Genomic DNA, 21,776 nt, shown 5'->3' with positions numbered 1-21,776 from the left:
GTAACGTGATACTTATTTGTAAACCTCATCAATCGCAGCCTGGAAAGGAGCCTTGTATTTCTCAATCAGCGTAGATACAGATACCCCTTCTTTGAGCTCTCCATCAAAGTCCCAGAAAGGCAAGGACGGGAATGTATTATGGTCGAGAACCAGCATTCCTTCTGCTACCTCCCTGGCGTTGTTGATATCTGCTTCGTCAGTCAGATGTGTCTCCAGTGTGGATTGGCCCGGATACTCATAGATCGAATCAATCTCGTTAATTTTCTCCCAGATGTACATCAGTTGTTCCGGATTCTCTACTGCTTTAGGAATTGTTATAGCCTGGTAACGTGACTCACCAGAGTGATACGCTGATGCACTTGGACCTTTAGGGAATGGTACAAAACCGATATCGTAATCCTTCATGTCTGTCATAATGCCTTCAACCTCGTACATAGCACCTGAATACATCAACGTATTGCCTTGACGGAAGAACGTGGACGGCTCAGTCCAGTCGCCGCCTTCAGAAGCTCTGCCGACCTTTTCCGTAGCCAGTTTGGACAGGAAATTCAGTGCTTCCTTCGTTTTTGGGTCTTCCAGGTTCTGCTTATCCTCTAGGGTCAGGGAAGCTTCATTGGAATACAGAATTGGTTCAAGCAATCCTGTCTGAGCGAGTCCCCAAGTGTCCAGCTTGCCATCATTGTTTCGATCCTTGTTCGCTTGCTTTGCAACACTGATGAACGTATCCCAGTTCCATTCATCGGCATCCACATACTCCTGAAGTGGCTTCAAGCCGAGCTCTTGCATGAGTGTGCGATTATAGAAAATTCCGTTGATAAACGAGGACTGGTCCTCAGTAAAGCCGTAACCTTTGCCTTCATACTGCATGTATTCTTTGGTTGTTTTTTGGTTGAATACCTTGTCGTTTTTAATATAATCATCCACCGGCCATAACAGATCCTGTTTGGTCAATGCTGGAATGGCATAGTTTTTGCCCAGTCTCACCAGATCGCCAAGCGGTTCACCGGCCATCAGGGAAGCAACTACTTTTTCCTGATATTCACCGAAATCGATGGAAACATATTCAATATTAAAGTTGTGTTTTTTCTTCAGCGCTTCGAGATTCTCAAGGCGTTGAATGTTGTCCGGGTTGTTCCCCTGTATTTCCATGTCCCACCAAGCAACAACCTTGATGGTTCTGCCACCCATGTCAAAGTCCATTTCTGGCGTGGAGTTTTCATTCTTCGGCTCGGTTTCCGCGGGTTTTTGTTCCTCCTGTGGTGTTGTCTTTTCCGGCTCGGGTTGAGCGGTAGGTTCAGAACTGCATGCAGCAATTACCAACAAGACCGCAAATACCAGGCTCAGTAGCATGAACTTGTTTTTTCTCATCGTCTTCCCCCCTGATTGTCGTTTGCTATCACAGTGTATCGTCACAATGAAAGCGCAAACAACCTGCCGAAATACAGATGTTTACCCGGGCTGAATATAGATTTTCGTAATTTTGCTCGAGCAAAGTGCATTATAGGTTTTAATTGGTAAAGAAATGCACTGTCTACAAAAATATGCACATTGTATGCGCTTTCTTTTATTACCATAATGAAATTAAGTCAAATTTCAGTTAATCTAGCGCATTACAATTCAGCAGAAGGTGAGGTATTGCTTCATGTATGATATTTTACTTGTGGATTTCAGCCGTCGTTTGTGCGGAGAGTTGCAACAGATGTTGCTACGGAGCAAAGCTCAATATACTATCGCAAATTGTGTGTTCTCATCGGCCGAGGCTTTGACCGCATTGTCAGAACGAGACTTTTCCCTTGTTATGGTACATACAGAGAGGTTTGATACCGCGGGGCTCTGGTTATGCAATGACATTCGAAAAAAAAGTCAGATACCTATTCTCCTTATGGGTGGAAGAGATCACTTCAGGTTCGTACGCAAAGCCTTGACGTATCAGGTAAATGATTATCTCCCGTATCCTGTTAGTCCTTCTTCCTTGCTTAACAGTCTGCATGGACTTAGATCCCACCTTGAAACCGACCCGGCACACAAAACGTCGTCGTTCTTCAAAACACCCGTTCAAATGAATGGTAAACCCATGCACTCCAGTCATGTTATTCGTATCGTCAAGGCCTATGTACGGGATCATTTGAGTGATGAAATCACGCTGAAGAAGATCTCTGACATGCTTCATTTTAACTGTGCGTACCTTGGACAGAAGTTCAAGCTGGAAGAGAAGATGTCTTTCAATGATTATATGCTCCAGCAACGTATGGAAAAGGCACAGCAGTTGTTGTCTTCCACGAATTTGCGAATATATGAGATTGCTATTGAGGTAGGTTATAAAGACATTGATTGGTTCTATAAAAAGTTCAAAGCGTATGCCGGATCGAGTCCCAATGCTTATAGAAGACAAAAAATCCACACGGCCTAAAGGTGGATTGCCCAATCGGTTTGTTTATCAATTAGATAATAACCACAAAAAAACGCAGGATGTATTCTTCTTCCTGCGTTTTTTTGTGGTTGTTTGGGTTTGGTCAATTCCAAAGGATTCACCATTAACGTACCAAAAGGGATTCCCGGTATTCTTGAGGAGTCATTCCCGTTATTTTCTTAAAAAGTCGAGTAAACGAATGTGCAGCCTCGTACCCCACTTGAAGTGCGACCTCACGCACCATAAGATTTGTGTTCTGAAGCAATTCTTTGGCTTTCCGTATTCGGCAGTCGTCAATGAACTCTGACACGTTTATTCCCATTTCCTGCTTAAAGAATCGCGACAGATAGGATGGATTAAAATGATGGAGTTCTGCCAGTCTCACCAGAGAGAGATCTTTCTCTAGGTTCTCCTTGACGTAACTGCATAAGGAATGAATGACAACGTTAGCGCGTTCCTGTTCATTTGATCTTTTGTAGCGTACTAATTCATCGGCAGCACGATATAGAAATTGTACTGCATCCTTCATGCATGTATACTCCCCTAAGTGCAGTAAGCTTCGTTGATCCGGGATCTTCTGTTGAAGACCCCAGCGATTGATCGTTGAATGCAATAATAAGGCCAGATTGTAGTATGTCTCCATGGCACGTTCCATCGTAATTTCCTGTTGCAACAGTTCTCCTGCAAGCTCCTCAAATATATCGTAAAATGGCTGAATTCGTCCCGTTTCCAAATATCCTGACATAATCTCGATCCGGTTTGAGATCCGCATGGATTCTTTGGGTACATCAGATGAGAGATCATTGCGATGATCCGTGAGTACCATGGATACACCATCCCCAATTTTCATCCACTGGAGTAATCTCAGACGTTCATATTGTTTGGTTAACTCGGACCAATTGCAGCTGCGACTACTTAATGAAAAAGCAATGGATACGCCGAGTGATACCATGCATGCTTCCTGTACCAGTTCCAGTGTACCTTCTAGAAATCGCACAAGTTTATCATTAGTCATCTCTTCCTCCTGCTTCGGCTGAAGCAGCCAGATCGTATCTCCATAATGGTCCGTTACACTTGCGCACACTGTACGCTCATTCATCAGAGAAGAGCCGATAATACGAACAGATTCCTGGACTTGTGTGAGGTCCGAACCTTTTTCTGGCGGATTATTGAACCGACCAAGTATGAGATAAACAGGCGAGTTGATCTGTAATCTTATATCCCGTTTGGATAATTCGTCCTGCATATCCTTAGTAGAATCTATAACCGCTGTACAGTCTTGAAGTAACTTCCGCAAATACTCTTTTTGCTGTATCAGTGCAAGCTGCGAATTGACTTTATGAGAATGCTCTAACAACTCAACCATGCTGTGACTTCGCCGGATCTCTTCCATCACATCTTCTACAACCGACATCACCTTGTCATAACCTTCCGTCTTGAGCAAATAACGCACATTAGCCATCTGAAAAGCTTGATATGCATAATCAAAATCGCTATGTCCTGTCAGAAAAATGACGCGACAATTCGGCCAACTGGCTTGAATCCGCTCTGTCAGTTCCAAGCCACTCATGCCCGGCATGCGGATGTCCGTCAGAACAATGTCAATTCTCGAACGTTGCATCCAGGACAATGCTTCTGTTGCAGAGTAGGCCTTACATACGTCAAGCTGTTCGGGTATATGTCTGGCGAATGTTTCATAGAGACTATCCGTAATAATCTCCTCGTCATCTACAATCAAAAGTCGATACATTCGTTTTCCCCCTCTTTCCACTGGATTCGAATTGTGACTTTTAACCCTTGCAGTTCACTTCTGGATAGGAAAAGGCCACTTCCTTCTCCATACGTCAGGACCAGACGTCGATGAATATTTATTAATGCGGTCATTTCGTCTGTACCTCCGTCCTTATGCAAGCGTTGTTGAAGAGTTTGAATGTGTTGCTCTTCCAACTCATTTCCATTATCCTCTACGGTGATCTCGGCATATGAACCTTCCATATTAAACTTAATAATTAGAAGACCGGAATCCGTATTCTTTTCAAGACTGTGTTCGTAGGCATTCTCAATAATAGGTTGAATAATGAGTCTGGGAACTTTAATGTGTTCCATCTCAGCAGGTAGTGACCCAAAATCAACTTTGATTCGTCTGGAGAATCGTAATTGTTGAATCTCTGTATAGATTCGTGAATGCTCAACTTCCACTTTCAACTTCACATGATCGGTTTCATTGCGGGTAATGAACCTGAAATACTCTCCAAGCATGTTCGTGAATTGCTCAATACGTTCGGTTTCCCCTGTCCTTGCCAGTGAATTCAGAATAAAGAAACTATTGTACAGAAAATGAGGATTAATCTGCGATTGGAGCTGTTTCAGCTCAGCCCGCTGCATCATCAGTGTTTTCTTAAAATCTCGATCGATAAGGGATTGAAGATTTTCAATCATTAGATTGAAGCGGGTGTAGAGGAAGCCGAATTCATCTTTTCGGTTATGTGCAATGGGGACATCAAGCATGCCTCCCTCCATTTTTTTGAATCTTTTCACCAACAACAGTAACGGGATATGAATCAATTTGTAACTTGAATAGAGATACGCCGAGATGGCAACAAATGATGTAATTGCAAACAGCCAAGCCCAATGATAGAACTTGCTAAGTGGCTTGGTAACGATTGCCTCGGGTAGATATGTAGCTACGGATAAGCCCAGGGAGTCCATATGCAACTGACTAACATGGTACATGGTGTCCCCCACCTTCATCCGAAAGCCATCAAGTGTACCCTTTACACTGTGCTCACGGTAATTCGCGAGAATAACACTAGCTTGATGTTTATCTGTGATGGCATGCCCCGTTTTGTCCTCAATCAGAAACGTTGAACTCTCCGGGTACAAATTAAGCCGTGTGAGTTCATTCTGAAAATGGTATGTATCCAGCTCCACTTGAATGACAAAAAGCGGTGGTTCTCCTCTCGTGCCTGTCAGCCTGACGGCACTTAAGTTCAAGGCGTCGTCTTTCACAGTGAAACGTGTACCTTTTCCTTGCATGCCTGAACTGAAATATAGATATGAACTTTTATCGAAATCATCGATGCCTTGGATCGCGGATATACTCTTGCCAACAGAAGGGATATGTACATGAACGTTTTTGATATAAGCAGTGCTATTCTTGAATGAAGCGAGTCGTTCAGTCAGGTAATTTAATGTATCACGCCGCTCAACCTGATCCATCATGTCCCAGAGGATGGCTAGACGATTGAGTTTTCGATCCTCAACGATATCAAACTGCTGTAATTCCATCCATTCCATCTCTCTGTTCAATTCCAACACATATTGGTTCAACCGTCTCTCCGTTGACAACGATATTTCCTGGCTTGCATTGTCATAACTCCAATGATACAGATACACGCCAAGAAGAATAAGGGGGAGCACAAATACCAGATAGGTGATTATTAATCGCGCAAATATACTGTTAAACCATGATTTAGCAGGGATCTTGATCAATGCATTCACCTCCAATGCCAAAGGCTGAGTGGGTTCCTTGAATGAATAAAGTGAACATTAGCGCTCCTTTGGCTTGCTGGCGCGAAACCACGCGTTAACCTCCGATGTGATCTGATCTCCCCCCAGCTTGCGCCAGTTCTCAACGAATTGATCAAACTCATCTATCGACCTGCCTAGAATAATGTTCATATAGGCTTCAAGCTGAAGATCCCGAAGAATAATTTGTCGATCAACCATCGTGTCCGTAATTCCGCCCGTGAATTGATCATACAGAAGTTGGCCATTTTTCTCGTAAGAATCTGCAATGCTAAAAGCACCCGAAGGCCCATAGGTTTGTTTCCAGCCCCAGCCGCTCTCTACATCTTCCAATTCATAGGCGACAATGCGTTTGTGAATGGCGAGAGCTTCATTCTGCAGAGCCGAGAAGTCTCCTGTACTTCTGGCATCACGAATTTGTTTGTATGCATCTATATTTTTATTACCAGGAAAAGGAGTTACCGGTGAAAGCATCCACACAGCTCGGGAGTCGTCATTGTAGTATGTTTCATACTGAGCCTGATCCCCCCAGTTGATGTCCAGATGCAGATTCATGAGCTTTACAACAACTTCCGGATTAGAGAAGCCCTTTTTTACAGCAAAGTATTGCCCAGTGTTGGAACGTAGCGGTACGAACAGACTCCGGTCCGACTTGGCAACAATGGGATATGCCTGCCATTCTACATCTTTATCTGTATCACGGGTGCTCTGAAGCATAAAGGACGACCACTGTTCGCCGTAGAGCATCCCTATTTTTCCATCCTGAACTAGACGAAACGCCTTGCTTCCACTTTTATAACCGAAATCCGGATCAAGTTGGCCTTCACGATACAACGTTTGCAGTGCTTTCAGAGCCTCTCGAACTTCAGGCTGTATTCCTCCATAAGTGAGGTTTCCTTCTGCATCTATAACCCATATATTAGGGTAGGCACCGTAGCCTGACATCAAGCCTGCAGCTCCCATAACTGGATCCCATAGATGGTTTGTTAGCGCAAGTCCGTACGTATCCTGCTCTCCGTTCCCGTCGGGATCTTCATCTGTAAACGCTTTCGAAACCTGGAGAAGTTCTTCCATCGTTTCAGGCGGCCGTAGCCCCAAATGCTCCAACCAATCGGTTCTAATCCACAGGTACTGCGCAGTCTCAATGGACGAAGATGATTCGGGAATAGCCATGAGTTTGCCATCAATGGTTGCCGCATCAAATGCTCCTCTTCCCTCCGCCTCCAATATACTCTTTGTAAGTGGGGAAGCATACTCTTGATACACATGGGTTAAATCTTCGATCATTCCAGCGTTGCTCAGTTGTCTAAGTTGATATGGATTAACTTTCACTACATCTGGAAAACGTCCTGCAGCAAGGGAGACACCCAACTTCTGATTGTATACATCTCCATTAGCAATCCAGTCATAGTGAATTTGAATACCTAGCTCTTTCTCGTACAAACGAGTCCAGCGATTATCAAGTATCGTCTCACCTGGTAACTGACTAATCATGCGCTCAAGGTCATCTCCGGTTTCCCTGACAAAAGAGACCACGATGGGAGGAGAATACCTCTCAAACGTAGCGGGAAGTTGAATCTGCTGCCCATCTTGCTGCGGATGATGTTGTTTGTTATTACCTTCGGTATGACCTGCTGGTATGGATACAGCAAGGAACAGAATGAAGGTCCATCTTGTTATGTCCAGACATCTCTTATACATGACGACATGCCCCCAGTTCGGTTTGAACAACTCTCTTCTCTCTGTCAACTTTGAATCCATATCATTGTACAACAACTTGTACTCATTGAATACGAAAAGCCGCCGTTGGGCGGCTTTTACGTATTTTCATTGTTTCTCATCAGGATTAATCACGCGATATTCGAAATTCGAAAAGTCAGCTGTTCCTCCAGCTATTTCAGTTGAATATACAAACAACCCCGTTCGGCAACCCATGAAATGATCCAGTTTATATATCATTTTGTGGACAATCCCTATATCTCTCCATTCAACCCCATCGAAATAGGCAAAAGAGCACTCATCCAGATTGTTCTCAAAATTTCCGAATGCTTTTAGTTTAACTACTGGATCTGATACCGGGATACGTTCATGTTCAGTGGCTGGATTCTGGTCGATCAGATTGCCAAATATGGTGGAATTCTCACTATCTCTGGCATGCATGACCAAGTAAAACTTGCTATCCTGCTTCGTGAGAGCGATCATACCGTACGAACCGATCAGAAAGCACAACCCGGCATAATCCCCATCATTCAGACGACTGCCGTCAAGCGTAACCATTGCTTCGCAAGCGGGCCCCATTGAACGCTGGGTTAGTGTATTTACCGCAAACGTCAGATTTGGGCTGATCTGTCCCGTTCGAACACGATACACTCCCGGTTTCTCTGTAACGGACCAAAGTTCATGATTAGGTGTATGATTCCATTGCCAAAAATCACGGAGGCGGATGCTTCCATCTTCTTCGGGTTCATAATTGAAACTGTCGCTACCCACTAACGGGTTATAACGGTGCTCTGGTCTCGTGCTCGGGATATCAATCTGTTTCGGCGCTTTGCTTGCAAAGACCGGTATACCTTGATCAAAGTGTAGCGGAACCAAAACAGGAACCCGGCCAACGGCCCCATGATCCTGAAACAGCATTGCATACCAGTCTCCATCCGGCGTATCCACGATACCGCCCTGAGCAACACCTGAATCGAAATAATCCATATCGTCATTGAATACTTCTCCACCAGTGAAGACATCTTCCAGAGAGTCTGCCATATAAAACGCCTGTGTTCTCCGTCCGGAAGCTTTCGATATATGAATCAGGAACACAATATATTTACCATTGATTTTGTAAAAATGTGCTCCTTCATAACCAAGGTGATGAGGCTGCTCGTCTTTTACAATCAAGCGATGCACTCCACCAGGTTTGGGCCCGGACAGATCAGAGCTTAATTCGGTCAGATAAATCTCGGTATTACCGTACACGAGATAGGCTCGTTCATCATCGTCGAAAAATAAGGAGCAATCATGGTAAAACCCTTCCACGATCTGTTTCTTCCACACTCCCGAGATGGTGGGGGACGTATACAAGTATGTTTTTCGGGTATCATTTGCAACAAAGATCACATAGAACATCCCTTGATGATAGCGGAGCGATGCAGCCCACATGCCTTTGCTATAAATATGCTGACCATCCACCAGCCGTTGGGCAGGTGTATCGTCCAATGTGTCGTATACATATGTGGCAACTTCCCAATGGATCAGGTCATATGAACGGAGGATTACACATCCTGGCATCGTATGCATGGTTGTACTAACCATATAATATGTGTCCTCTACACGAATAACGTCAAGATCCGGGTAATCGGCCCAAATAATCGGATTCGGATACATGCTTCAATTACACCTCATTTTTTCTGTTAAACTTCCATTCTCTTAAAAGGATGCTTGAGCTGTCTGTTGAATTTCTAAGCTTAATATACAAGTCTTGCACACCTTTTGCACCCGTAACTTTGGTTGTTAGTTCCACCCATTGAAGAGATCCGGTCGCGTGCGGTACAAGGATTTCTCCAATTAACGGTCCGTCTGCACGATCAAGCCGAAGTTCCAACGTACCTTCTGCTCCTTGATTCCCAATAGTAGCTGAGAAGGTTGCCGGTCCTTCACTTTCAAAGTCGACCTTGGCTATAGCTATCCAGCTGTCATTTTGCAGCTTAGCGGACATCGTATTCGACTCCAATGCAGACAACTCACCAGAGTCAAGATATTGCTCTGTTGATACTCCGCTACTCCATCCAATCGTGGAACCGCTTACCCTCCCATAGGGATCGAAGCACTTGATTTGATCTACGCCCTGATAATCTGCATGCACCTTCTTGATCTTACCAGTAGCCTCATCATGCTCGACTCGATTCAGATGTGTTGAACGGTAACCTTCGGGAATATTCATGGCTTGGCATAATGTCTGGGCATGATAGGCGATGTACCATTGATCCGCTAGTTGAAATATAGCATGGTGGTTGTTGCCGCCAATATCAAAAAAGTGTCCAGGATTCTGGAGTAGCGTACCCTGATATGTCCATGGCCCCATTGGCTGAACACTGGTCATATATGCAATTTCACCGGGTGGTGGGCTGCCCTCTGGCCGATCACCCTCAACAAAATTGGAACAATACGTATAGTAGTAACTATTATTATATTTATGTATCCCTGAACTTTCAAACATATAAGGCGCCTGAATAACCTTCGCGATGCCAACCACGCTGATCATATCGTCTCCCAATCGCATCACTCTAGCCGTATCAGGTCTTTCTGCTTTCCCCTGCGGAATACCACCACCGAAGTATATGTAGGCTTGATGATCATCATCAACAATTACAGCCGGGTCGAATAACCAGGTTACTTCCTCCACTCCCGGAGTTTCTCTTGTAATAAGTGCTTTGCCTATAGGGTCTATCCATGGACCTACAGGTGTTGGTGCAGACAATACACCAATTCCACTGGCATTGTTAGCGAAATAAAGAAAGAAACAGTCCTTGCCATCCACGTTTCGATGAGCAGCTGCCGGCGCCCAGGATTGCGAAGCCCATGTTGCTGCGCCTTGAGGTCCAGCAACTCTGATCTCCCCGTGATCGGTCCAGTTGATTAAATCATCCGAAGAAATGACCGTAATCCGGTTGATTGAACTGTAGCTGTTTTTCTGAGGAAGACCGTCCTTATCATATTCCAGCTTATCACTAGTCATATATAAGTAGACTCGATTGTTAAATACCAAAGCATAGGGGTCGGCTCCAAATTTGTGGGCCACCAGAGGATTACCGTTGGGACGAAGCTTTCCAATCTCCCCTGCAATACGCTCCAGATTGGCAGCTTGGTCTTGCTTTTGCTCACCAGCATGTGGTGTTGATTGATGATTCATCGAAAGAATCCCCCTAAAATTATTTTTAGTTGTGCCTTTTCCGAGAAAGCGTTTGCAATACAAAAGGTATCATGATAGGATGATTACATTTTAAGGTAAGCTGAGTACAATTTCATTGCGTTAACCGCTCTATTTATTGCGTGAAATGACGGGAGGTACTTCATGAGTGGATCCTCTGAGTGTTTTTATGATCCCATCCAGCCTGAGCTCTTATATCTGCACAGCGTAACGACGTATAAGCTGGAAACGATCTATCATCGCCATAATGCATACGAGATCTACCTGTTTCTTCGTGGTAACGTTCACTTTTATATAGAAAATCGATGTTACCATGTACAGCCTGGCGATTTGCTTGTGATGTCACCCGAGGAGATGCACCGAGCCTTTATTCTGGATGAATCTGAGTATGAGCGAATTACAATCAATCTCAAAAAAACATATCTATTTCAGCTTTCCACACCATCAACCAATCTATCGTCATGTTTTGATCATCGCCCCAAAGGAACAGGCAACATCGTACATTTAGACGATTATAACTTGAAGCAAATGCTGCAATGTACGAACGAACTGGAAGGATTGCTTGCTTCCGATGCTTATGGCACCGATATCAAAATAAATGCAGCCGTAGCCCAATTGTTGGTCATGATTAACGTCTGGTTTCATAACAATTCCTTTGTTCCCAATGACATTATGCCTGAACTGGTTCGTGAAACCATGGATTATATTGAAACACATCTGAATCAAGATATTACGCTTCGCAAACTTGCCGAAGTGTTCTACATGAACAGTACTTATATCAGCCGCCAGTTCAAAAAGCATACTGGATTGACGATCCGTTCTTACATTTTGGGTCGTCGTATTGAACGGGCCAAATTCCACCTGTCTGAAGGATTGAGTATTACGGATGCATGCTTTCAATCGGGCTTTAGTGACTATGCCAATTTTATTCGCAGTTTTACCAAAATGGTCGGCATCTCCCCCGGTAAATATATCAAACAAAAACGTGATGTAATTGAAGCTTTGCCAAAATAATGATGAGCTCATTTAATGTAAACTAAAAAACATCGAACCATCCTGCATGGCTCGATGTTTTTTAGTTCTTGATATACTTCGGATCTGCAAACAATTCATTATTGTGATCGTATCCGCTAGTTAATTGATCTCTTTACCCGTCCACAATCTAACACGATCTTTAATCCACTCCGTATACTGCTGTTCCATGACCACTGCACCTGCATTATCAAGTTCGGTAATCATATTGTCATATATGCCTTCAAAGGCACTCGGAGAGGATGTAATCGCTTCGGCGATCCGTTTCTGAATAATATCCTGCGTTTTCTGATACACAACGTTATAATCCCCGCTATCCGAAGGAATCGGCATATTGTAAGCCGCGCCCCACTCTTTCACCGGGAACTCCTCTTCGGAAGGGAACAAATCCTTCCATGTAGTGATGCCATAACCTTTCAAAGCTTCTTTCTCCTCATCAGAATAACTTTGCTGAATCTGTTCAGGATAATTCGTTGTATAGTAGTTATCCGTTGAATCTTTGACGCCATCCCCGTAGTGAGCACCAAAAATGTAATACAAGCCTACTCCGGTTTCTTTGGTGAATGTGTTATTGTCTTTGTTTTTACGTTCCTGTACATCGGCCGGGATGGTGCGAACACCGTCTTCCACATTATATTGCTCGCCTTCAACGCCCCAGTTTCTCAATACTTGCCCTTCTTCAGAAGACATCCAATCCAAAAATTTGATGGCACGGACAGGATCTTCACAATCGACTGTTATGCCAATGCCATAACCATCAAAGCCGATATTCTGGAAATCTTTACGCTGAAAACTGTCATCTAGCGTTACCGGATAGAAACCGTAGGTCATATCATCTTTTCCTGCGCTTTTCAAAGCATTTTCCGCATCACTGAATCCCCAGCTTGGATCAAGCAAGGATAACACGCGACCACTGGCGATTTTGGACTTATATTGGTCATCCTTCTGAACAAAACTGTCCTTGTCCAGCAAGCCTTCATTGTACATCTTGTTCAACCACCGGAAATATTCTTTCTCCTCGGGACGTTTGTAATGCAGAACGGCTTCGTAGGTGTCCGGATTGATGAAATACTCACCATCTCCAGGTCCTCCAGTAGACATGACAGCAGGATCAGTAACAGTGATCATTCGCCGCCATCCATCTGCACTAAGCGTCAGCGGAATTGTGGGTTGGCCATCATCTGTGGTCGGATGTTTCTCGTAATATTCACGTAGCACTTTTTCGAAATCGTTTAAGGTTTTGATCTCAGGATACCCGAGTTCCTTGACTACACGATGTTGAATGGCGGTACCATTCGTCGCATCAAAGCTGACCTGATCGATCGCACCATTCGTTGGAATCCAATAGATTGAAGGATCGTCATTACTATATTTCAACCGATTGAAGTGCTCACCGTAGATCTTTTTCAAGTTGGGGGCGTGTTCTTCGATCAGATCCGTCAAATCAATCATTGCCCCGGCATCAACGAGTCTGGTCAAGTTACCTTTGGGGAAAATCAAATCCGGATAATCGCCACTGGCAGCCATCAAGGAAATGCGGTCGTTTCCGCCTCCGCTCGAAATATCGAATTCTGCATCAATACTTACACCGGTTTCTTCCGTAATTTTCTTCCCTACAGCATCCTGCATTTTGTTCCAGTTGGGACTTGCATCTGCGCCGAAGAAGGTAAATGTGATCGGGCTGTTGGGGTCACTCGTATTTGATTCGGAATTCTCTGTAGCATTTCCGCAACCGGCGGAAACTAACACAACACTTGTTACGAGACATGCTCCTAGCACTTTTGATACGGCTCTCATTATTTTTCTGCCCCCTAGATGATGTTAGTTGTAATAACCAATCTAGACCTTACGATGGTTCACTTTGAAATAGTATACGCTTACATATTCAACCGTTAGTAAACGATTACAATCCTGCCTACCCTATTCCATGTTTAAAGTATAAGGAAGTCTAATCACCCCAACCTTGATTATTAAGCCATGAAAATAGCATGATCTAGACATGTGTTTCAGTAAAAATGTGAAGACCAAAAAAGCGATGGTTGCCCATCGCCTCATAAAGCCAAACCTGCTTTTCAATAATATAATTCCAACGTAAATCCTAGGATCTCCCCTTCCACATCACGCAACAATTCCATGACCTGGTCAGCGTAATCTCCAAGAATCTCTTTGCTTTTCTCAAAACCAATCCATTGAACAGTAAGCGGCATGCTTACAGCCCCAGTCAAGACATCCCATAGTGCGTCCAAATTGCCTCCATAGCTCTCGTCTAACTCAAGCTGGTTCTGCAAAATTTGATGAAGCTCTTCCTTACTGTGAAAGTCGTTTCCGTTAATCTGAATGATGCTCATATCATTTCCTCCGTTTATTTTAACTGTTCAAATGACTTGTAATGATCTGTCGTCTGGTAGATTAGACCGTCATTTGAGTATAGAATTCGGTCGCTTCCGCGCCGTCCTCCTGAGTAATTTATATCGGCTTCATACCATATGCGGCCTTTTTTCTTGGGAAGTAGTCCTTCTCGGTTTCCGAACACGTCGCCGCCAATGCTTTTGCCTGGAGCGACTTCATGTAAATTTCCTTCACTTGGTTCCCAGCCCAGTTCTCTGGCCTCTTTCTTGGTAATGTAATTTGGCGGGAGCTCATTGTGCTCCGAGATATAGTCGGCAACCTCATCAAATCCCATATCCTCCGAAACTTGAGGTGAGCCGAGATCACGCAAAGACTCTGACGTACAACCTGATAACAGTAATGCAGCGAGGATGATCACTAATGTGTAAGCAAATTTTCTGAAAAACATACTCTTTTCTCCTTTTGATGTTCTTGCTCTTGCTGTCTTCCGTTTTGGTGCTAATTCGATGACAATGCTTCTAATGTTAACGATTTGTGGTAATTAAAGCAATTCTATAAGCCTATTATGGAGTTGAAATTCAATCAATAAAAGCAGTTAACCCTGCTCCATTGAGGCATACTCGTATCCTTCAACAACAAAAAAAGCCGCTAAAATAGCGACTTTAATCGTACCACGGATCATTACCGTTCAACACATTAATTTATTATATTATTTTAATTTATCTATCCAGTTCCCTAATGCTGCTACAACCTCTTCCAACTGCTGTTCTTCCGCAATAGCAGGCTGATTGTCTCCTTTTTGCATGCCGTATGAGCCAAATTGACCGTGATTTCCACCCTCAATACTCACATATTTCGTTTTTTCCGGAAGATTTGCTTTGGAGTTCTCCCAGTCTTCCCAGTTAAGTACTCCGTCGTCCGAGCCTGTAATCTGTAAAATAGACAAGTCCGTATTCTTCAAGCTACCCCCTTCGTCTGCATAAGAAGCCAAGAAAAAGACGCCTTCCAAATTCTCCTTGTGCTCCGCAGCATACCGTGCTGCGAATGATCCGCCCAATGAATGGCCGCCAATAACAAACGCTTCGTTAGGATGTTCCTCGATAAAGGAGTTAGCCTTGTTTTGACCGAAAATCGCCAAGTTTATCGGCATGTTCGCGATGTATACACGGTGACCCTGTTCTGCCATTTCTCTGGCAAGTGGAGAATAACTTTCAGGTTCAACCAGACCGCCTGGATAAAAAATAATATTCGGTTCGGTTATCTCTGTACCCACGGGTTCAAATCGGTAACCTTCCTTAATCTTGGTGACATTAACCTGAGCATCACTTGTCATCGCCGTTTCCGCTCGTTCAGAAGGACTATACGTAACCGAATTGAGATATACGAAAACGCCGGCCACGATGATAACGATGGACAGGATCGTCCACATGATTATCTTTTTCCATTTGTTTGTGCGTTGTGCTGTTTTCAACCTTAAAACCACCTTGTTATGAGGATAATGTGTTTTCTTTTTTAACTCTCCAGTAATTATACTTACCGGTAAGTATAATTACAAGCTAGTTTTGCTTACTATCGTTATTTGTCATAAAATATTCATGGAGGGAAGTTCAATGACAGAAAAAAAACACAAACGTTTGCCTGGAAGACCCAAACACGGCGACGACGATATCTCAATTCAACAAACGATTATTCATACAGCTTCAAAGCTATTCATGGAGTATGGCTACGAAACAGTCACACTTCAGCAAATTGGCAAAGCATGTAACGTGTCAAAACCAACCATTTATTATCATTTCACCAGTAAACCAGAGCTTTTTAAGGTTGCCTTTACAACGATGCTACAGAATGTGAGTCGGTTAACCTCGAATATGCTTGATCAAGCCGAAAATTTGGAGTCGGGGCTTGTTCGTCTGGCAGAGGCCAGACTGGGCAATCCACATGCGGAGATTGAAACAATGCTCAGAGAAGCTGAGCCTTTTCTTGAACCAGCTCAAATTCAGGATATACGCAACGCGGAGCATCAGATTCACGAAGTGTTAGCCTCCCATTTTCAACGGGCAATGGATGAAAACAGACTGCGGACAGACGATCCGTTTTTCCTGGCAGAGACCTTCTCGACATTGATGTTAATGGGTAATCGGGAAGATAACCTGCATAAATATGGTTCCAACTTTTCGCTAGGCCAGAAGCTAGTAGATATTTTCATTCGCGGAGCGCAGTAAAAATTCAGGGCCACAAGGAGAGCTGACATGAATATCCCTAGAGGAACCTATGGGTTTCGATTTGCGGAAGACAAGGAGCTCCAACTGTGTGTACTCTATGCGGCTGGAAGTGATTCAATAACCGATCCTTCTTATCATTGGGATGGACTCGAACGTTCGGACGGGCCTCTCCTGTTATTCCAATATACACTCTCGGGTGAAGGTGTATTTGAGTCGAATAATCGCATTCATCATGTTACCGCAGGACAAGCTTTTTTGGCAGAAATTCCAGGGCCACATCGCTATTACTACCATTCAGCATCAAAAGAACCTTGGGAGTTTCTGTTCCTGCTGTTCAGGCCCACTCTTATTCTGCCCCATTGGCGAAAATTTCTTCGGGAAGCGGGAGAAGTTCCCTATCTTCCCGCTGATTGTACACCGATCCGACTGTTGCGGATGATCGTGAATGATGCAGCGGCAGGCAGAATCACTGATCCTCTGATCGCATCATCCAGCGTGTATCAGTTCATGACAGAATTGACCCGACTACAGAAAACAACATTGCACAACAGGGAAAATTGGTCTGAGAACATTCAAATAGCCGTTGAATACATAGAAAACAATTACTCCAAGATGATCAGTATCGATCACCTTGCCGAGCAGGTTTCCCTTTCCAAATATCACTTTATACGTCGCTTTTCCTCCAGTACAGGTTTGACGCCAGGTGTTTATCTGACCCGTGTACGTACCGAGAAGGCTATGGAACTGCTGCGTGGAACTACTCTTAGTATAGAAGTCATCGCCGAGCAAGTCGGGTATTCCAGCGGAAGTTATTTTATCAAAGCCTTTCGCAGCATAACCGGCGTTACGCCAGGTGAATTTCGCAGTGGCGGAGAAAGCCTTGTGTACCGTAAATTGTTCTTCGACTAACCGCAATATTTTGCTATTACACACTCAATATTACTGTAGATATTAATAAAATCCTTTATTATGATGAATTGAGCGAGAGCAATAATTAATTCATAAAGGAGCATTCCCATGAATCATACGCTTGCAGCATCAACTCCACCGCTTGGCTGGAACAGCTGGGATTGTTACGGCGCGGCCGTTACGGAAGACGAAATCCGTGGCAACGCCGAGTACATGGCAGAACATCTTAAAGACTTCGGCTGGAGCTACATTACGGTCGACATTCAATGGTACGAGCCTTTGGCCAATTCTTCGCAATATCGTCCGTTCGTTCCACTCATCATGGATGAATATTCGCGGCTTATGCCTGCCGAGAATCGCTTTCCCTCCGCTGCAGGTGGACAGGGATTTAAGCCATTAGCCGACTACGTTCATAGTCTGGGGCTGCAATTCGGCATTCACATCATGCGCGGTATCCCACGTCAAGCTGCACATGCTGGAACTCCGATCCTGGGAACAACCGCCACTGCACGCGATATTGCTCATCCGAACTCCATCTGTCCGTGGAATACAGATATGTATGGTGTTGATAGCTCAAAAGAAGGCGCACAAGCCTACTACGATTCGCTGTTTGAACTGTATGCACAATGGGGCGTTGACTTGGTGAAGGTCGACGATATTGCTGCTTCAAGGCTCTATGACACCCATCAGCCGGAAATCGAAATGATATCCAAAGCGATTGAGCGCTCCGGTCGGCCCATGGTACTAAGTCTCTCTCCTGGCCCTGCCCCGGTGGAATACTCAGAATTCTTGGCTGATCATGCCAACATGTGGCGTGTCACGGACGACTTCTGGGACCTCTGGCCGCTGTTATTGGATATGTTCGACCGCTGCCGGACGTGGCAAGGCGTTCCCCAAGCAGGCTGCTGGCCAGACTGTGATATGTTGCCTTTGGGTCATATCGGTATCCGTTCTGTAGACGGTGGTGGAGCAGATCGCTGGACTCGGTTCACGCCTGACGAGCAGTTGACGATGATGTCGCTGTGGAGCATCTTCCGTTCCCCGCTCATCTTTGGTGGTGAACTGCGAGATAACGATGACTGGACATTATCCCTGTTAACCAATCGTGAGGTTCTGCGAATGCATCGCGAGAGTTACGGAGCCAGAGAAGCCTTACGCAAAGAAGATCTTATTGTGTGGACTGCCCAGCATACGGATGGTTCCTCTTACGTCGCTGTGTTCAACATCGGTGAGAATGCTTTACCTGTGGATCTGTCCATTGATGAGGTGGGACTGTCCAGGATTACCGAAGGTACCGAATTATGGAGCGGTGAAGCAGCCGAATTTACAGACAATTCCTTAGTTACGACTGTACCTGCGCATGGTGTGCGCCTCTATCGGTTTTCCTAAGCTTGCAAAAGAAAAAGAGAGGTCTGTCGTTCATTAGACAGACCTCTCTCTCATTTCATGTTCATCATTAAGATGCATTGCATAAGCATTTCAGTATGTATCCATGGCTTGAACGGCCAGATGAAATGCTTTAATCCTTCTTTCTAAAAGAGTCTTTTGCGGGCTACCTTCTTTGGAATTGGCATACATGCTCTCAAGAGATGGGAACAATCCCATCAAGACAAGACGAGCTTCTGCGATATCTTCCTCCGTGTAGGGATGAGATTTCTGATTCCATACCTTTTCCAACAGTGCTAGGCCGATGTATAAAGCTTGGAGACGTTTCTGTAACAATGTCGTGTTATTCCTTTTCTGAGTCATATTCACTAAGGCATTTTCTGATTTGCGGATGGTTGATTGAAAGGCTTTAATGGATTGCAGTTGATCTTCTTGTGACACGTTTTCCATGGAGTATAGACCTCACTTTCTTGGCTTAGTTTGATCGGTCTTTCTATTAAATCACCTCATAAATATAACAAAAAAAGCCGCTAAAATAGCGACTTTTAATGTGTTCATTCTCGATTCAGTGCTAGAGTACCTTCTCCAAAAAGCTGATCGTCCGTTCATTCTTCGGATTTCCAAATATCTCTTCAGGAGTGCCCTGCTCGACAATATAACCACCGTCCATGAAGATCACACGATCAGCTACTTCACGGGCAAAACCCATCTCATGGGTAACGATCATCATCGTCATGCCTTCGCTCGCGAGGTCCTTCATAACACCAAGAACTTCTCCTACCATTTCAGGGTCAAGAGCTGAAGTCGGTTCATCAAATAACATAACATCCGGATTCATAGCAAGCGCACGAGCGATAGCTACACGTTGCTTTTGTCCACCTGACAGTTGTGTTGGGAAGCTATCTGCTTTATCAGACAAACCCACACGCTCAAGTAATTTGAGTGCTGTATCACGCGCCTGCTGTGCATTTAATATCCCGAGTTCTCTGGGCGCAAACATGATGTTTTTAAGCACACTAAAATGAGGGAACAAGTTAAAATGTTGAAATACCATGCCAATATTTTCGCGAGCTTTGTTCAGGTTGGTTTTAGGGTCATTCAGGTCCTGATCATCCACGATAACCCGGCCTGCCGTAATCACATCTAATTGGTTGATGCAGCGCAAGAAGGTACTTTTTCCGGAACCGGAAGGCCCGATGACACAGACAACTTCTCCTTCGTTGACCGCAACATCAATTCCCTTGAGGACCTGATTCGAGCCGAAACTTTTCTTCAAACCTTCAACTTTTATTTTAGCCACGACGAACCTTCACCTCCAGATAATCAGCAATTTTGGTCAATGTGATGATGACAATCAGGTACATAACCGCAACCGTTAACCAAATATCAAAAGAGGAGAACGTTCTTGCAATAACAATTTTACCCGATTGTGTCAACTCTACGAGACCAATAACGGACAAGATTGACGTATCCTTCAACGTGATAACCATCTGGTTAATGAAGGACGGAATCATAACCCGCACTGCCTGCGGAATGACGATCTTTATCATCGCTTTGCGATAAGGAATGCCCAATGAACGGGCAGCTTCCATCTGACCACGATCAATCGATTGAATCCCGCCTCGGATAATCTCGGTTACGTACGCTCCTGCATTCAGACTAAGTGTCAGAATGGCTGCCAAGAACAATGGCATTGTGAAACCCATCGCCTGTGGAATCCCGAAATAAATAAAGAATGCCAGGACAATCAGCGGAATGCCTCGGAAGATATCTACAAATACAGTGGCAACACCACGAAGGAATTTGTTCTGTCCCACCTTCATAAATCCGAAAATCAGACCGATGATAAACGCGAAGAACAGGGACACAATCGTGTATAAAAGTGTTTTTCCCAGACCTTTAAAAAGTGCAGGAAGAGATTTCTGTATTAACTCCCAACGCCCCAGATTTGCGACTTGGGCATTCTCTCCAACATATTCTTCGATAATGCGCTTGTACTCACCGTTAGCTTTGATATTCACAAGACCAGAATTGAACATCTCCAGAAGTTCCTGATTTTTACCCTTACTTACCGCAAATCCGTAGGAAGCCCCGTCTTCTTTGGCGGTAACGATTTTTAAACCATTATTCTGCTTTACCCCATACCTTAGAACGGGTTCATCTTCAAAACAGGCCACCGAATTACCGGTCTTTACATCATCATACATTTGATATGATTCATCGAATGGGACAACGGTAAAGCCATATTTTGAGGCGATGGACTCAGCAAAGCTGTACCCTTCTGTTCCCGTTTTTACAGCGACCTTTTTACCACGAAGATCTTCGTAACTTTTGATGGTATCATTATTGGCACTAATTCCCATAACAACGCCTGAATCATAATATGGCTCTGAGAAATCAAATTTTGCTTTTCGCTCATCCGTAATACTCATCCCTGCAATCACACCATCGACTTGATTCGCCTCAAGTGCCTGTACAGCTGCGTTAAATCCCAGGGATTTGATTTGATACTTGAAATTTTGATCTTTGGCGATGGCATCCAGCAAATCCATGTCGATACCAACAAAATCACCATTCTCATCTTCATATTCGAATGGAGCAAATGTGACATCAGTTCCGATAACATAGGTTTTACCGGAATCGGACGCTGCAGCAGCGTTTCCTACCCATCCTGATAGACCGCTCACCAGGAGCAGCATCAGTGAAAGTATAAAAAATGAGATCTTCGTTGTTTTCATGTGTCCTCCCCGTCTCGGTATTGTCCGAATAATCATTATTTTCTTTGGAATCGGTATTACGGTTATGCTTTTTGTCGATCTTCTGCCCATTTGATTGTTATTATTTACTGTATATTAACAATCAATGCTTTGCCTTTCCACTTGCAACATTTTCCTCCATCATTTTTTTCCAACCAGTAAAAGTCCTTTTAATACTTACCCTTTAGGTAAGCTTTACGAAACCCAATATTACATTGTGAATCTGAAAAAAGGTACATTTACTTTAAAACGTATTATTTAAA

The 21,776-nt window shown here is 44.1% G+C and carries 18 protein-coding genes; 5 read left to right on the top strand and 13 right to left on the bottom strand.

Features of this window, described 5'->3' with window-relative positions; genetic code table 11:
• Positions 1–12: 12 nt before the first annotated feature.
• Positions 13–1,368, bottom strand: a complete 1,356-nt coding sequence (locus MHI12_RS14785; protein ID WP_405172810.1) for an ABC transporter substrate-binding protein — start codon at positions 1,366–1,368, stop codon at positions 13–15.
• Positions 1,369–1,642: 274 nt separating this feature from the next.
• On the opposite strand from MHI12_RS14785, the gene MHI12_RS14780 reads away from it, so the two are divergent.
• Positions 1,643–2,410 carry a helix-turn-helix domain-containing protein gene (locus tag MHI12_RS14780; RefSeq protein WP_047842955.1) on the top strand — a complete coding sequence of 256 codons (768 nt, stop codon included), beginning with the start codon at positions 1,643–1,645 and terminating at the stop codon, positions 2,408–2,410.
• A 124-nt stretch (positions 2,411–2,534) separates the two neighbouring features.
• On the opposite strand, the gene MHI12_RS14775 is transcribed toward MHI12_RS14780, so the two are convergent.
• The 5 genes from MHI12_RS14775 to MHI12_RS14755 all read right to left on the bottom strand — a co-directional run bounded on the left by MHI12_RS14775 (position 2,535) and on the right by MHI12_RS14755 (position 10,841).
• Positions 2,535–4,160: a response regulator gene (locus MHI12_RS14775; RefSeq protein ID WP_405172809.1), complete on the bottom strand. Its 1,626-nt coding sequence runs from the start codon at positions 4,158–4,160 to the stop codon at positions 2,535–2,537.
• Positions 4,145–5,911, bottom strand: coding sequence for a sensor histidine kinase (locus MHI12_RS14770; protein WP_405173000.1), 1,767 nt, complete (start codon positions 5,909–5,911; stop codon positions 4,145–4,147). Before MHI12_RS14770 ends, MHI12_RS14775 begins: the two co-directional genes overlap by 16 nt.
• Before the next feature lie 48 nt (positions 5,912–5,959).
• Entirely contained in the window at positions 5,960–7,639 is a 1,680-nt protein-coding gene (locus MHI12_RS14765) for an extracellular solute-binding protein (RefSeq protein WP_405172808.1), read from the bottom strand.
• A gap of 126 nt (positions 7,640–7,765) precedes the next feature.
• Positions 7,766–9,316 carry a glycoside hydrolase 43 family protein gene (locus MHI12_RS14760; RefSeq protein WP_341007438.1) on the bottom strand — a complete coding sequence of 517 codons (1,551 nt, stop codon included), beginning with the start codon at positions 9,314–9,316 and terminating at the stop codon, positions 7,766–7,768.
• A gap of 7 nt (positions 9,317–9,323) precedes the next feature.
• Positions 9,324–10,841, bottom strand: a complete 1,518-nt coding sequence (locus tag MHI12_RS14755; protein WP_405172807.1) for a glycoside hydrolase family 43 protein — start codon at positions 10,839–10,841, stop codon at positions 9,324–9,326.
• Positions 10,842–11,003: 162 nt separating this feature from the next.
• Between MHI12_RS14755 and MHI12_RS14750 the strand changes: the two genes are divergently transcribed.
• On the top strand, positions 11,004–11,873 hold the full coding sequence (locus MHI12_RS14750; protein WP_405172806.1) for an AraC family transcriptional regulator: 870 nt from the start codon (positions 11,004–11,006) through the stop codon (positions 11,871–11,873).
• 120 nt (positions 11,874–11,993) lie between these two features.
• Here the strand turns inward: MHI12_RS14750 and MHI12_RS14745 are convergent, their stop codons facing one another.
• From MHI12_RS14745 to MHI12_RS14730, 4 genes are all read right to left on the bottom strand, one after another.
• Positions 11,994–13,688 (bottom strand): ABC transporter substrate-binding protein, encoded by a 1,695-nt coding sequence (locus tag MHI12_RS14745; RefSeq protein ID WP_341007435.1) that lies wholly within the window; start codon positions 13,686–13,688, stop codon positions 11,994–11,996.
• Positions 13,689–13,963: 275 nt separating this feature from the next.
• Positions 13,964–14,239, bottom strand: coding sequence for a barstar family protein (locus MHI12_RS14740; protein ID WP_076212098.1), 276 nt, complete (start codon positions 14,237–14,239; stop codon positions 13,964–13,966).
• Between the two features lie 14 nt (positions 14,240–14,253).
• Positions 14,254–14,688 (bottom strand): ribonuclease domain-containing protein, encoded by a 435-nt coding sequence (locus MHI12_RS14735; protein WP_341007434.1) that lies wholly within the window; start codon positions 14,686–14,688, stop codon positions 14,254–14,256.
• Positions 14,689–14,949: 261 nt separating this feature from the next.
• A complete protein-coding gene (locus tag MHI12_RS14730) occupies positions 14,950–15,711 on the bottom strand; it encodes an alpha/beta hydrolase (RefSeq protein WP_341007433.1) in 762 nt (253 codons plus the stop codon).
• Between the two features lie 139 nt (positions 15,712–15,850).
• Between MHI12_RS14730 and MHI12_RS14725 the strand changes: the two genes are divergently transcribed.
• The 3 genes from MHI12_RS14725 to MHI12_RS14715 all read left to right on the top strand — a co-directional run bounded on the left by MHI12_RS14725 (position 15,851) and on the right by MHI12_RS14715 (position 18,760).
• Positions 15,851–16,462, top strand: coding sequence for a TetR/AcrR family transcriptional regulator (locus MHI12_RS14725; protein WP_405172805.1), 612 nt, complete (start codon positions 15,851–15,853; stop codon positions 16,460–16,462).
• A 27-nt stretch (positions 16,463–16,489) separates the two neighbouring features.
• Positions 16,490–17,371 (top strand): helix-turn-helix domain-containing protein, encoded by an 882-nt coding sequence (locus tag MHI12_RS14720; protein WP_405172804.1) that lies wholly within the window; start codon positions 16,490–16,492, stop codon positions 17,369–17,371.
• 108 nt (positions 17,372–17,479) lie between these two features.
• Complete coding sequence (locus MHI12_RS14715) at positions 17,480–18,760, top strand: glycoside hydrolase family 27 protein (protein WP_405172803.1); 1,281 nt, start codon at positions 17,480–17,482, stop codon at positions 18,758–18,760.
• A 90-nt stretch (positions 18,761–18,850) separates the two neighbouring features.
• Here MHI12_RS14715 and MHI12_RS14710 read toward each other — a convergent pair whose 3' ends face one another.
• From MHI12_RS14710 to MHI12_RS14700, 3 genes are all read right to left on the bottom strand, one after another.
• Positions 18,851–19,207: a hypothetical protein gene (locus MHI12_RS14710; RefSeq protein ID WP_101313750.1), complete on the bottom strand. Its 357-nt coding sequence runs from the start codon at positions 19,205–19,207 to the stop codon at positions 18,851–18,853.
• Between the two features lie 121 nt (positions 19,208–19,328).
• Positions 19,329–20,057, bottom strand: coding sequence for an amino acid ABC transporter ATP-binding protein (locus MHI12_RS14705; protein WP_076327608.1), 729 nt, complete (start codon positions 20,055–20,057; stop codon positions 19,329–19,331).
• The gene (locus tag MHI12_RS14700) at positions 20,050–21,495 is read right to left on the bottom strand and encodes an amino acid ABC transporter substrate-binding protein/permease (RefSeq protein WP_405172802.1); all 1,446 of its coding nucleotides are present in this window, start codon (positions 21,493–21,495) and stop codon (positions 20,050–20,052) included. Before MHI12_RS14700 ends, MHI12_RS14705 begins: the two co-directional genes overlap by 8 nt.
• Between the last annotated feature and the right edge of the window lie 281 nt (positions 21,496–21,776).

The organism is Paenibacillus sp. FSL H8-0280 (assembly GCF_045040665.1).
Lineage (GTDB): Bacteria > Bacillota > Bacilli > Paenibacillales > Paenibacillaceae > Paenibacillus > Paenibacillus xylanexedens_A.
This window is presented reverse-complemented; position numbering and strand designations above follow the sequence as displayed.

Excerpts from the sequence above, each read along its gene's own strand:
- MHI12_RS14785 (WP_405172810.1), bottom strand. The coding sequence starts at position 1,368 with ATGAGAAAAAACAAGTTCATGCTACTGAGCCTGGTATTTGCGGTCTTG.
- MHI12_RS14780 (WP_047842955.1), top strand. The coding sequence starts at position 1,643 with ATGTATGATATTTTACTTGTGGATTTCAGCCGTCGTTTGTGCGGAGAG.
- MHI12_RS14775 (WP_405172809.1), bottom strand. The coding sequence starts at position 4,160 with ATGTATCGACTTTTGATTGTAGATGACGAGGAGATTATTACGGATAGT.
- MHI12_RS14765 (WP_405172808.1), bottom strand. The coding sequence starts at position 7,639 with ATGTATAAGAGATGTCTGGACATAACAAGATGGACCTTCATTCTGTTC.
- MHI12_RS14760 (WP_341007438.1), bottom strand. The coding sequence starts at position 9,316 with ATGTATCCGAATCCGATTATTTGGGCCGATTACCCGGATCTTGACGTT.
- MHI12_RS14755 (WP_405172807.1), bottom strand. The coding sequence starts at position 10,841 with ATGAATCATCAATCAACACCACATGCTGGTGAGCAAAAGCAAGACCAA.
- MHI12_RS14750 (WP_405172806.1), top strand. The coding sequence starts at position 11,004 with ATGAGTGGATCCTCTGAGTGTTTTTATGATCCCATCCAGCCTGAGCTC.
- MHI12_RS14745 (WP_341007435.1), bottom strand. The coding sequence starts at position 13,688 with ATGAGAGCCGTATCAAAAGTGCTAGGAGCATGTCTCGTAACAAGTGTT.
- MHI12_RS14740 (WP_076212098.1), bottom strand. The coding sequence starts at position 14,239 with ATGAGCATCATTCAGATTAACGGAAACGACTTTCACAGTAAGGAAGAG.
- MHI12_RS14735 (WP_341007434.1), bottom strand. The coding sequence starts at position 14,688 with ATGTTTTTCAGAAAATTTGCTTACACATTAGTGATCATCCTCGCTGCA.
- MHI12_RS14725 (WP_405172805.1), top strand. The coding sequence starts at position 15,851 with ATGACAGAAAAAAAACACAAACGTTTGCCTGGAAGACCCAAACACGGC.
- MHI12_RS14720 (WP_405172804.1), top strand. The coding sequence starts at position 16,490 with ATGAATATCCCTAGAGGAACCTATGGGTTTCGATTTGCGGAAGACAAG.
- MHI12_RS14715 (WP_405172803.1), top strand. The coding sequence starts at position 17,480 with ATGAATCATACGCTTGCAGCATCAACTCCACCGCTTGGCTGGAACAGC.
- MHI12_RS14710 (WP_101313750.1), bottom strand. The coding sequence starts at position 19,207 with ATGGAAAACGTGTCACAAGAAGATCAACTGCAATCCATTAAAGCCTTT.
- MHI12_RS14700 (WP_405172802.1), bottom strand. The coding sequence starts at position 21,495 with ATGAAAACAACGAAGATCTCATTTTTTATACTTTCACTGATGCTGCTC.